Source organism: Aurantimonas sp. A3-2-R12 (genome assembly GCF_036016755.1).
Classification (GTDB): Bacteria; Pseudomonadota; Alphaproteobacteria; order Rhizobiales; family Rhizobiaceae; genus Aurantimonas; species Aurantimonas coralicida_A.
The window spans coordinates 1-12025 of the sequence record NZ_JAYXIH010000042.1 but is presented as its reverse complement, the minus strand read 5'-3'; the positions used below and the strand labels follow the sequence as shown (position 1 = coordinate 12025).

Genomic DNA, 12025 nt, shown 5'->3' with positions numbered 1-12025 from the left:
GGCACGGCATGGCCGCAAGGCCGGGGTGAGCGATCGACGAGGAGTAGGCGACACGTGATGATCCCTCGATTTCGTGGACACCTTCGCTAAGCCTGTGAGGGCATGGAGGTGTTGAATGCCGAAGACGAGAAGGGAGTTTTCTCCCGAGTTCAAACAAGAGGCGGTTGCTCTGCTGGAAAGCAGCGGCAGACCGTTGATGCAGGTGGCGACCGAGGTGGGTATCTCGCCGTCGATGCTTCGGAACTGGCGAGCGGCGGTTCGCGGCGGGTCATTTCCGGGGAAGCTTGGGCGATCGAGGTCACCTGCGGCGACCATCTCGCCGATGCCGTCTCCAGCGGATCAAGCAGCGCAGATCACGCGATTGAAGCGTGAGCTCGATCGCACGCGCATGGAGCGCGACGTGCTAAAAAAAGCGATCGGCATCTTCGCGGAGGTGCCGAAATGAGCTTCAGATTCATCCGCGACCATGCCGACCGCTGGCCGATCCGGCTGATGTGCCGGGTCCTCGAGGTCTCGGCCAGCGGCTACTATGCATGGCGCAACCGTCCCGACAGCGCTCGGGCCATTGCGAACCGTGCGCTGCTCGCCAACGTTCGTCGCCTTCACGCCGAGCATCATGGCCGTTACGGCAGTCCCAGAATGCATGCCGCGCTTCGTGCAGAAGGCAGGATGGCAAGCCGTGGCCGCGTCGCGCGGCTGATGCGGCGTTACGGTATCCGTGCCCTTGCCGGTCGCCGGTTCAGGCCGTGCACGACCGACAGCCGTCACTATCTGCCGATCGCACCGAACCTTTTGAAGCAGGAGTTCGTCGCGGCGGCGCCGAACCGCATCTGGCTGGCCGATATCACCTATATCGCGACCGGCGAAGNCGCCGGTTCAGGCCGTGCACGACCGACAGCCGTCACTATCTGCCGATCGCACCGAACCTTTTGAAGCAGGAGTTCGTCGCGGCGGCGCCGAACCGCATCTGGCTGGCCGATATCACCTATATCGCGACCGGCGAAGGGTGGTTGTATCTCGCTGCCGTGCTCGACCTGGCGACCCGAAAGATCCCCCGGGTCAAGCCCGAGGACAGGCTCTGGCTGGTCGATGCGCGACCACATGCGTACCGAGTTGCCGCTGGCCGCCTTGATGATGGCCGCGCAGCGGCAACGGCCAGCCGAGGGCCTGATCTGCCATTCCGATCGCGGCAGCCAGTACGCATCCGAGGCGTACGGCAACCAACTCGCCGCAATGAAAGCAAAATCGTCGATGAGCCGAACGGCATGTTGTTACGATAATGCCCCCATGGAGAGCTTCTTCCACACTCTCAAGGTCGAACTCGCTCACCAACGGCGATGGTCGACCCGCGAGGACGCAAACCGCGAGCTTTTCGCGTATATCGAGGGCTACTATAATCGACAGCGGATCCACTCCGCTCTCGCATATAGGACCCCGGAACAGGCCGAACGACAAATGGCCTAAACCCGTGTCCACCAATTCGGGGAAACATCACTCAGCCGCCTATCCGGCGGGGTAGATCAGGTGATGACTTTCGGTGGATAACGTCAGTCTCTCAGCCGCCTATCCGGCGGGGTAGGACCCCCCAACAACTCCCATCAGCTTCTTCCATCTCTCAGCCGCCTATCCGGCGGGGTAGAAACATACGGTATCGACCGTGTTTGGGTCTCTTCTCTCAGCCGCCTGCGTATTTCACCGCATCGTGAGCACGGATTTCACCGCATCGTGAGCAACGATTTCAGATGATCGTGAGCACCTTTTCGAAGGTGCGGGATGCTTCGGCCGACAACTCAACCGGTCTACGGGATGCCTCGTTCAACCAACGAGGAAGCCTGATGCCAACCCAGAGATTGTCGATGCGCCGGATCAGAGAAGTTCTACGTTTAAGGCATGTCCAAGGCCTGACCGAACGCGTCATCGCGCGCATGATCGGGGTGAGCAATGGCGTCGTGCATGGTTATCTACGGCGAGCCCGCCTTGCCGGTTTGACCTGGCCGCTGCCCGAGGAGATGAACGACGAGGGTCTTGAGCTGCTCCTCTTCCCGGCGCCGACGGCGGCATCGCAAAGCGACCGGCGGCCGGCGCCGGACTGGATTTATGTGGAGAAGGAGTTGCGCCGACGCGGCGTGACGCGCGTGCTCTTGTGGGAAGAGTATCGCGCCGCCAAGACGTACTGCCGCTGTTCCTCAATCGACATCCATCTCTCAGCCGCCTATCCGGCGGGGTAGGACAACCGTCGATGCGATCCTCGCGCTGATCTCTCTCTCAGCCGCCTATCCGGCGGGGTAGGGGTAATCGCGTCGTTGCTCATCGACCGCGCATTCTCTCAGCCGCCTATCCGGCGGGGTAGGTGGGGCTTCATCCTTCTCGGGATGATTTGGGTCTCTCAGCCGCCTATCCGGCGGGGTAGGCGGAGATTTCCACTTCTACCGGCTGACCAAAATCTCTCAGCCGCCTATCCGGCGGGGTAGGGGACTTGGTTTGTGAGCGCCCAAGCTATTCTTTCTCTCAGCCGCCTATCCGGCGGGGTAGGTTGCAAAGACGATCAAGATTTCTGCGCCTACATCTCTCAGCCGCCTATCCGGCGGGGTAGGCCAATCACGGTGTCTGCTGCGATAGATGCAATCTCTCAGCCGCCTATCCGACGGGGTAGGATCGCCCGCCGGACTGGCCCGCCTAGTGGTGATCTCTCAGCCGCCTATCCGGCGGGGTAGGTGGTCTCGTTTTTGCACATGGATCCGCTGTGTCTCTCAGCCGCCTATCCGGCGGGGTAGGGGCGCCATCGGCTCGCGTGGCGCTTTCATCTCTCTCTCAGCCGCCTATCCGGCGGGGTAGATGAGCGAGAACAAGACACCCACGGCGGTAGATCTCTCAGCCGCCTATCCGGCGGGGTAGGTCCTTGCCCAGCTATTCAGCCTGCCAATGAATCTCTCAGCCGCCTATCCGGCGGGGTAGGCCGTTTGAAAAGCCGCAGCCGATGAACATTAATCTCTCAGCCGCCTATCCGGCGGGGTAGGGTGGTCATCGTCTTGTCTCCTGTTGGTGTTTGTCTCTCAGCCGCCTATCCGGCGGGGTAGGGCCACGCCTGACGAGTTTGTCGGCCTCGTCGATTCTCTCAGCCGCCTATCCGGCGGGGTAGATGGTGTGGGTCGTGTCTTCCGGCGCCACGATTCTCTCAGCCGCCTATCCGGCGGGGTAGCCTCCCTTTTCTTATGAAAGAAAAGGGTTATCAATGCCTTAGACATCAATCTTCATATTTACCATCTTTTCAAACAGCGGGCCCAAGCTATTGTTTTTTCTAGGACTTTCCGAAAGGTTCAAAAAGATCCTCCAGCTTTCCCCGGGTGAATCCGGTAAACTCAGTATAGGTCATCTCCTGCTTCAAATCATCCCCATAGGTTGGGATACTGACGCGAAGAAGCTCACGGATATCCCTGCTGGTCATATCCGACAGTCCGCCCGAGAGGTCGCGCCAGCCCCGCGTCGTCATATCCCCAAACAGGGAACTGGCCGAGAAGGAGCTGGCCGAGAAAGGGGCCTCAGTGTAAAGCTGATCGACCTCCCGAAGCTTGCTCTCGCGCGTCCCCGGAGCGAGATCGAGGAACCAGGTGGCATCCTCAGGTCTGTCCCCGATCTTGCAGAACAGGACCTCGCGGGTCTCGGAGCGCCGAAACCTTCTTGTGCGCGTCATCGTCAGGTTCCAGCGGGCGTTCTGATACAGGATATACCGGCCCAGGGGATACCGCTCATCGGTTGAGAGCATCTGTTTTCGCAGATCCGCCTCCGCGTCCCGGAGTGGGAACAGGATGTCATCCGACAGCAGCGGCTCCGCGCTGATCACCCGAAAATTTGCCTGACCCGCAAGCTCCGCGAAATGTCGCCCCTCGAAACCTTTCAGCATTTCGTTCCTCGACACCCCTGTCTCCGGAGCAGATCTGGTCTCTACGCCGGGCATAGACAGGGTTCCGCTCTCCATGGCGACCGGACTGCGCCCGAGGATCAGGACATTCGGCTGCTCGCCAGTGGCTGGACGGTGGCGCCGCACTCGCCCGGCGGACTGGATGATCGAGCGGGTCGAGATTGGGTCGAGGATCGCCCAGTCGAAATCCACGTCATTCCCAGTCTCGATAACAGGGGTGGTGACAACGATGATCTCGATCTCGCGGGTGCCGATCTCGCGGGCTTTCTCGAACACCCCTTCGTCATGGCACAGCTCACGCACCCCTGCCTTCGGGTCGTCGCTCCATTTACTGATTTTGCGGGTCAGAGCGCGTTTCAAACGGGTTTCGATATAGCCGCGATGAAGTCGGGGCATCTGGGCATGCAGGCAGACCAGAACCCGAAGCCGATCGCCAAGATCGCCGGACCGCATCTGGACCGCCAAGGCGGTTGTGTGGGCAATCCGGGTCATACGCACCATCCCGACCGAGACCTGAAACCCCTCGACTTCGACCGCATTGAGGTCGTGGAGTCTAGAGCCGCTTTGATCTATCTGGTCGAGCATCTCGGCCCAGCCATCGCAGGCGGTGAGGATTTCGCTACGGCGCAAGGCGGGCGCGGTCCGAAGTCCCGCGAGGATCGAGGCGCGGCAGTGTTCCAAAAGGTCGGACACCCCCTCGTCTTTCAGATTGGTGAAAACGGCACCGGGCGCGTCGCCGCAAAGGAGCAGGTTCACATGGGCGGAGGTTCCGCTGGCCTGCGCATGATCCGCCCAACCACGATGATAAGCGAGGTGTAACGCCTCCGCGATATCCGGGGTGAGAGTCGCGGACATGATGATCACTCGCCGTCCTGCGGCGCCGGCTTGAAAGATCAGCCGGGCGATGGCGGCCAGATCCTCTCCGTCATACTGGTCGATCTCATCAAGGATCAGGTCCGAGGTCATCAGCCGCAGGGATTGAAGCAGGAACCGGGAATTGACCGGCGCGGCAACTCCCATAAGATGATCAATCGTGCCCACCATGATCGGGGACTGCAAGAGGCGGCGACCGGCACCGGCATGTTTTCCGGCCTTCTCAAGGACCTGGTCGAGAAAGGCCGGAAGGCCCCGGTCCGTGTCGAGGGATAATCCCTGAAGCCAGCGCTCCTCCCGTTCGTCACCCTCTTCAGGAACACGCCCCTCCGGATCTTCGACCCGAAGCCATTCCGGAAGGTTGACAAGGCTCTCTGAGCCTTCGCTCAACCCGGGTGGAGTTTCCTCATCCTTGGGATCGCGGAAGTCGAGGGGGGGATCTCCCACGAGAACCGAGATGTCCCCGTTCGCAAAACCAAGATCCTCCACATATTCCTTCGCGGACTGGGTCGCGAGTACTCTCAGGCCCAGCCCGAGGCTCATCCGCAGATATCGCCGTGCCGGGATGGTGTCCCCCATGGCGGCGCTGGCGAGGATGGTTGGCGCGCCACGGGTTTTGCCCGTCCCGGTCCCGGCCATGATCGCGGCGAAAAAGCCCCCTTCGCGTGTCTCGCACATCGTGCGTGCGGCCCTTGCGGCCTGCCCCTGCCAGGCGAACTGCGGGGTTGGGGAGGGTTCGGGAAAGGCGATGTCGGTCGGGAGCGTGGGCTCGTCCAGCGCCGGAAACCGGTCCCGTAGCGCGTGGGTCATCTCATGCGAAAAGCGGGAATATCGATAGACCCGTTTGACGTGCCGCGACAGGCTGTCCGCAGCGATGGATCCGGGCGTCCCGGTCTCGGTGGTTGTATTCGCAAGATGGTCGGGGAGCGTCTCAGCGCGGGTCCTTTTCGCAGACCCCAGATGATCCGCAAACATGAGCGAAGCGCGCAGCGCGATATCCCCACTGGCAGGGATCACATTGGATTTCAGGTGTCCCGCCTCCGCCCTGAGCGCCTCCAGCCACCAGCCCTCATGCCAAAAGGGTGTCCCGGAAGCGATTGCAAGATCAATGTCGCAGTTCAGGGGGCTCTCGGCGCGCAGATGGCGCTCTGAAAGAAGGGTGCGGTGATCGGACTCCCCGGCCGGAAGCCGATGATGGGTCAGGATCAGCATCCCAATGAGATGGGACAGGCTCCCTTCCGTCTGGATGAATCCGAATTTTATCGGCGCTTCCGGCTCGGCGTGCGCCTTCTTGAGGACTTTGCAAACCTTCGTACACGACTGGTCGATCCCCTCCGGGGTCAGGTCGGCGAGCGCTTTGCCCAGATCCTCATCGGAGCTCTGAGCGAAAAGCTCATCCCAGACCGCTGCAGAGAAAAGCTCATGCCGAACCGCGTCCGCCTCCGGCGTCCCGCCCTTCAGGGCACGGCGCAGCTTGGCCTGAAAGAGGTTGGTGGCCTTTCCGAGATCATGAAAGAGTGCGGCGATGCCGACCGCAGCGGCACCGGAGCGCGCCGCATCCTTCAAGGCGGCGCCACGCCGAAAATCGGACGGATGCGAAGAAATCGGCACCACTCCTTCCTCCGAAAAAGAGTGACGCGAACCTATCCGGATGATCGGCTTGCGGCTCTCCGAACTGCTGCGGATCTCGTGCAAAACAACCGCGGTGTTCCGGGTCGCGCGTTTGCGCAGTTCCTTTGCGACCCGATCCAGACAGGCGTTGGTGGCCTTGCCACGCCAAGTCCGGTCCCCGATACGCCAGAAATAGCGGTCAAGAACCTTGGCAACCCGATCTCGGGATTGTTTCTCCGAGCGGCATACCGCGATAATCTCACGCATCGGGTGCCTCCTTCTGCGGGGATGCGGCGGCAATCATCCGCTCCACGGTCCCGATAGCCTCCTTGAGGATTTCCCGATCATCAAAGGCGTTGATCAGCCGCCCCCGGAAGATCTTTTCGGCCTCCTTTTCGTCCTTTTCTTTCGCCAGGGAAAAGGCAATTGGCAGGACCATCGCGTCCTTGAAGCTGTCCGCAATGTCAAAAACCAGCCCACCCGCACGGGTTTTCCCATGAAAAACAGACATATGCGGGGGGATACCCAGCGCCCACAGCGCGGCTCCTGCCATCCCGTAGCAAAGGTAATTCCCGTGATCTATCAGACGATTTACTAGCCTGACCGGGTCGGACGAAATGCGATCCGGTGTACCCGCGCCGGCCTCACGTCGGAAAGAATGCTCCTTGGAAAGACCAGACATTCCGGAGAATCCCGCATAACAGGCCTTGGAGAAATTCCCCTCAAACCCGAGAAGCTGGGTGATGTCCCCGCAGGCGTCAAGACTGGCCTCGAAGCGGGCGCAGGTCTTGTTCAGGGCGCTGGTATCGCGCGACCGAAGCCATTTTTGCGCCTCGGAACAACCGATCCGGCGCATTCGTGCGGTCCGCTCCCGCATGACCGCTTTGGCGGCGAGAAGGGATTTTGAGGGATCGAGATAAATCGGAAGCATCTCTCGGAAATGATGGGTTGAGCTATAGGCGGTCAGCCCGCCCATATGCAGAGGGGTCCCGCCGCTCCCGGTCACTGCCAGATGAACCCCCTCTTCGCCTAGAAGCCGCATCGCGCTTTGGGTGATCGAAGTGCCTTGACCGATAAAAAGAACCGCAAGGTTCACATGGGGGATGTTGTATTCTCGGCGGTGCTTGTCATCGGCGATATGGTAGACGACCCGGTCCCCATCGACATGGATGCGGGCGCGCTCGAGATAAAGCGCGCCTTCCCGATCCGTCACTAGGAGGCGAGGTCCACCCTTACGCTGCATCATCCGCCTCACGGGCCGATTCCGGAAATACCGGAAGGATCGCGGGTGCGGAAGTGCCGGAGAGACCATAGGTGGACACCATGAGGGGGGCATCCGTAAACTCACCCACCATCTCGCGGACATGCAGGACAGCGTCCCCGTGGTTTACGACCAGAGTTTTGCGGTCATGCCCTCGGGCTTTTATCGGATTCCCGAGGGGTTTTCCGCGACGCGCCGCGCGGGCCTCGCTACGCCGGATCCAGCCCGGGGTGTGCTTCTCGCAGGCCCGGTCCCGGATATAAGCCGCACCGACCATGCCAAGTTCCGTAAAGACCTCCCCGATCTCCGCCTCCTCGAGCATCCCGCGACGTTTGAGGGTAATGACCCCTTCCAGCCCCAAGAAGGCATTCAGGGAGACCTCGGAACCGATAAGTTCAAGATCATGCCCCGGAAGCATGGCCTCCCTTCCCATCCTCATGGTCGGGAAGGCAACAGCGATGAAATCCTCCTCCGAGCCGTGGCGATTGGAGTGATGGACCGCGCGCAAGGCGGCGGTCAGGACATCCCCCGCCGCGCCCATCTCGATCACCGCCCGAACCGGCCGGATCAGGAGACGGGCGGTGCCTTGGCACCGCCCCTTTCCCGTGTTCAGGCCGCTCATCCGTTAGCCTCCGCCTTCTTGCCGCTGGCCCCGAAGACCCCGCCACGGATCAGGTTGGCCATGACGAAATGGGCATTCCCTGAAATCTCCTCGGGGCAGTTCGCGGCCTCGATCCCGGTGATGAGGGTCTCCGCTTTCGCACGAAGGTCATAGAAACTGCGCTTCGATTTTGGGTCACGCAGCACTGCGCTGGTCTCCTGAACGCCGCCATAGGGATTGACCGAGATCGGGGCCTCGTTTTCCTCGCTGCCACGCCAGATATCGATATGGCGAAGCGCGGCGCCGATCTTCTGGGAATGCATCGAGGCCTGCATCAGCTCACGGCCCCTATGGAAGGTGGGGAGCTTCGCGAAGACCCGGCTCAGCTGTTTGTCCGCCTTTTCCTCCCGAACATATTCCTGCGAAGGGAAGATCTCCTGACCGGGTTCCATGGCCGCGTTCCACTCGACCTTCACAACGAAGGCTTCCTGGTCCTCGTTCGACAGGCCATGCGCGACCCCATCGATCAACTCGTCAATTCCCTCTTGGTCACCTTCGACCAGGGCCGCGACCAGATCATCACGGGTGGCGGGGGTGTCGAACTTCAGAAGGAAGGGATTGAAAACCAAGGCCGTGCCGTCACCGGTCTCGACCCGGACCCTCATCGCATCCGACTGGAAGCGGTTGCGCCAGGCGAAGCGGGCATTTGCGATGTTCCAAATGTAAAGGAGTGCCACGGTCCGGAACCCGCCGGCGGTGCGATACGCGGTCGCCAGGCGCTCATAGGCCGCGCCGACATCCGTGTTGTTGCAGGCATGCGGCCGCAACGACAGCGGCATGAAGCGGATCGAGAAGGACAGGCGGACCCCGTCATGGCCCTGTGGGATGATCGCGTATTCAACGGATTGCGGATTGCTCAGGCCGGGGTTCTTCGCTTTGTCCTCGGAGGATTGTCCACGAACGCCTTTTTCGAGAATCTCGATCGGAGCCAGAACCTCGGGCTTGTCTTCGGAGGTGGCGAAGAACAGCCCCTCGGTAATCTGGACGGAACGGGCGAAGGCGAGCATGCCCGTCTCGAGCGACAGGGCAGTAGGGGACTTAGCCATGAGTGATAACCTCCTTGGGCTGTTCGGGATTTGTGGGTTCGGGGTGGTAGTCCGGGTGGCCGAGGACAAGATCGCCTCGCGCCTCCCAAGACCAGAACAGGGCATCCAGACCGTCCATGGTCAGTTCTGTCAGGCGCTTGTTGCGCACTGATACCAGCTCGGTGATGCCGAGAACCGGCTCTGCGAACACATGGGGGATGTCCTTGCTCCGGGTGCGGATCCGCTGCGGAACCGTCTCTGGATCTTCAAGCAGGCGATAGCCGACCGCTGAGGGCACGATCCAGCCGAAGCCTGGCGGACGATCCGCCGAAAAAAGGGTCTCGGCGATCCGTGCGAGGCCGGGCTGCTCCGGGGTCCGGTCACCAGAAGTGATGAAGCGGCGCTCCGCCGTCTCGGGCCGGATCATCGTATAACCCCGGCGCAGGCCCCTGAAGGCGGAGCCGTCCGGAGTGACGGAATGGACATCAACTTTATCGTTCTGGATCAGCCCACCGGCGATACGGCGCCCTTCTATCTGCGAACGAAGGACGCTCTCGCTCTCGCAACCCGGCAGATGCAGAAGAAGGGAGACCTCGACTGTTCCGATCAGGTCCTCCATCGTCTCGATCGGAACAAACGATTCAGGCTCATCCTTTTTTCGACGCTCATTTCGCTCCATCTCCGGCTTCGTGCGGCCTTCAGAGATATCGACCCGATGCAGGACCGGGATCACCCGGGCGCTCCAGGGAGAAAGCCCCATATTCCGGGCCAGAAGGTCTCCCAATCCGAGGAATGACAGGGGGCTTGGAAGACCGGCCACATAGTCATTCATGATGAGGTTCACCCGGCTGGCCCGGATATCCCTCAGAACATAAAGGTCACGAATATGGGTCATGCTCGGGCCTCCTGGACAATCCGGCTCTTACGAAGACGATCCTCGAAATGTGGGCTGGTCAGGGCCTTGCGGGCGCGATCATAATTCTGATCCTTACCCCAGGGGCGCCGGATCAGGATCTGCGCCACGCTCGGAGGTTCCGGGATGCTCTCTTCGTTGATCCTGTGGCGCTCAGCGAAATTCTTTGCATCCTCAAGAGTGTCAAGGATGAACTCCGACGCATCCCGGATCAGGCGATCCGCGGTGCGATCGAGGGCGGCGCGGGTATCCTCGTTGTTGTAGGTGGTGTCCGCCTCGAGCATGTCCGCGTAACGCAGGACCCAGATCGATACCTCGTCGTCCCGCCAGCGCGGAAAACCGCCACCATGGACATACCGGTAAAGCTCGGCCTCGCCTTGGTGCATCGCGGGGGGCATGGTGGCCAGAAAACGAATTCGGGGACCACCGATGGCACCGGAGATGTTCTGGGGCTTCGAGCTGACCGCATGACGAGTCCATCGTCCGCGTGGGGGGCGGGGACCATCCGGTTGTGCCTTCTGGAAATAGGGGTCAATCATCCGCTTCATCCCCATGAAAGCGGGCGCGGGAGAGACCGGTGTGATCTGCAAATCCCCACCACCCAGGCGCGGGATGAAGATAATCGGGAACTCGCCAGCCCCGAGTTTGAGCGGGGTTTTGGGCTCGGACAGGAAGGCGTCCCGCATCGTCTCGAGAATATCCTTCCCGAACACTTCCGCAAAGGCGTCCAGAACCGGACTCGAGTGTTCATCCGGGTTGAGAATGTGATCCACCACGGAAAGGGAGGGGTGTCCGATCACCTCGAGGGGACGATAGACCACCTTGCAAAAGGGGATGTCCGGAGCATTCACCGAGGGGAGGATGGAGGATTTCCGGTTCGCTTCAGGATCATCAAAACGAAGCACCGCATGGTCCCCGTCAACCCGGGGGCTGACCAGCTTGATAAGGTGGCTCCCGCTTTTTTCACAAATTCGGGTTGCGACCTCTGCGGTCAGGGGTTTTTTGAGGCAATCGCGCATAAGGCGAAATTCGGAGGAAACTTCATCAAGCGGAATAGGGCGACCAGTGAGCTTGAAGGAAAGAAGGTCTGCCTCTTTGGAGGCGGCTGGCTCGCTCTTCTCGGGGTGATCTGGAATGTCTGGCATAAGAAAACTCGCTTTTGAATTGCTATGAGAATGATCCAGTGACGATTCTCATATCGTAATTGCTCACGCCCGAGGTTTGGCGATAAGTGCGGCTTATCGTTTGGCGGCTATTTTTTCCTGAACCGGGCGGCGAGCACAGTGTTGGCGAGTTCGAGGTCGAACTCGTCCGGGTCGAACTCTTCGCCGATCCAGTCGATCTGTTCGGCGGGTTCGGGATGGGTAGGATTGGCCATGATGGCCAGCAACGCCTCATTTCCCCAGACGCCGCCGCAATCCTCCGGAGGACAGTTGCGCTTTCCAGTGATGCAGACGGGGTAGGATACGCCCTCGACCACCGGCTCGCTTTTTTCGAATGCGACCGTGTGCTCCCAAATTGTCGCCGAAGTCATAGGTATAGGTGAAGCGGACGACCGGAGATCTCAGCAGGCCGTTCAGGGTCACGCGACTTTCGTCGGCGACGTCATCGACACTGAGCCGATCGCCATATTGCTCGCCACCGATGTCGAAGGGGGGATGTCCCGAAGTTTGTTGAACTTCGTTGAGCGGCGATGCCGGGTTGAACGTTACGCGGCCCTCGATGCAGGGGCAATGAACTTTTCGGCATTTTGGCGCTGATG

At 60.8% G+C, this 12025-nt stretch carries 8 protein-coding genes, 4 pseudogenes and 1 CRISPR repeat array; of the genes and pseudogenes, 4 read left to right on the top strand and 8 right to left on the bottom strand.

Going from position 1 to position 12025, the window contains the following annotated elements:
* Positions 1–115 precede the first annotated feature (115 nt).
* The 4 genes and pseudogenes from VSX60_RS22625 to VSX60_RS17910 all read left to right on the top strand — a co-directional run.
* Positions 116–445, top strand: coding sequence for a transposase (locus VSX60_RS22625; protein ID WP_442873120.1), 330 nt, complete (start codon positions 116–118; stop codon positions 443–445).
* Positions 442–678: pseudogene (locus VSX60_RS22620) on the top strand (IS3 family transposase); the annotation flags it as partial. The gene VSX60_RS22625 and the pseudogene VSX60_RS22620, both read left to right, overlap by 4 nt.
* 125 nt (positions 679–803) lie before the next feature.
* Positions 804–1464, top strand: a pseudogene (locus VSX60_RS17915) (IS3 family transposase); the annotation flags it as partial.
* Between the two features lie 371 nt (positions 1465–1835).
* Positions 1836–2162 (top strand): annotated as a pseudogene (locus VSX60_RS17910) (sigma factor-like helix-turn-helix DNA-binding protein); the annotation flags it as partial.
* Positions 2163–2199: 37 nt separating this feature from the next.
* A CRISPR array of direct repeats spans positions 2200–3200; the repeat unit is 29 nt; unit sequence TCTCTCAGCCGCCTATCCGGCGGGGTAGG.
* Between the two features lie 98 nt (positions 3201–3298).
* On the opposite strand, the gene VSX60_RS17905 reads toward VSX60_RS17910, so the two are convergent.
* The 8 genes and pseudogenes from VSX60_RS17905 to VSX60_RS17870 form a co-directional block, all read right to left on the bottom strand.
* Positions 3299–6703, bottom strand: a complete 3405-nt coding sequence (locus VSX60_RS17905) for a hypothetical protein (protein WP_327625627.1) — start codon at positions 6701–6703, stop codon at positions 3299–3301.
* Entirely contained in the window at positions 6663–7616 is a 954-nt protein-coding gene (cas1f, locus tag VSX60_RS17900) for a type I-F CRISPR-associated endonuclease Cas1f (RefSeq protein WP_327625626.1), read from the bottom strand. The genes VSX60_RS17905 and cas1f overlap by 41 nt, the downstream gene beginning before the upstream one ends.
* Before the next feature lie 19 nt (positions 7617–7635).
* The gene (locus VSX60_RS17895; RefSeq protein ID WP_327625625.1) at positions 7636–8286 is read right to left on the bottom strand and encodes a hypothetical protein; all 651 of its coding nucleotides are present in this window, start codon (positions 8284–8286) and stop codon (positions 7636–7638) included.
* Positions 8283–9371, bottom strand: a complete 1089-nt coding sequence (csy3, locus tag VSX60_RS17890; protein ID WP_327625624.1) for a type I-F CRISPR-associated protein Csy3 — start codon at positions 9369–9371, stop codon at positions 8283–8285. The genes VSX60_RS17895 and csy3 overlap by 4 nt, the downstream gene beginning before the upstream one ends.
* Complete coding sequence (locus tag VSX60_RS17885; RefSeq protein WP_327625623.1) at positions 9364–10194, bottom strand: type I-F CRISPR-associated protein Csy2; 831 nt, start codon at positions 10192–10194, stop codon at positions 9364–9366. The genes csy3 and VSX60_RS17885 overlap by 8 nt, the downstream gene beginning before the upstream one ends.
* Before the next feature lie 47 nt (positions 10195–10241).
* Complete coding sequence (locus VSX60_RS17880; protein ID WP_327625622.1) at positions 10242–11408, bottom strand: hypothetical protein; 1167 nt, start codon at positions 11406–11408, stop codon at positions 10242–10244.
* Between the two features lie 107 nt (positions 11409–11515).
* Complete coding sequence (locus VSX60_RS17875) at positions 11516–11743, bottom strand: plasmid pRiA4b ORF-3 family protein (protein WP_327625621.1); 228 nt, start codon at positions 11741–11743, stop codon at positions 11516–11518.
* Positions 11658–12025, bottom strand: a pseudogene (locus tag VSX60_RS17870) (hypothetical protein); the annotation flags it as partial. The gene VSX60_RS17875 and the pseudogene VSX60_RS17870, both read right to left, overlap by 86 nt.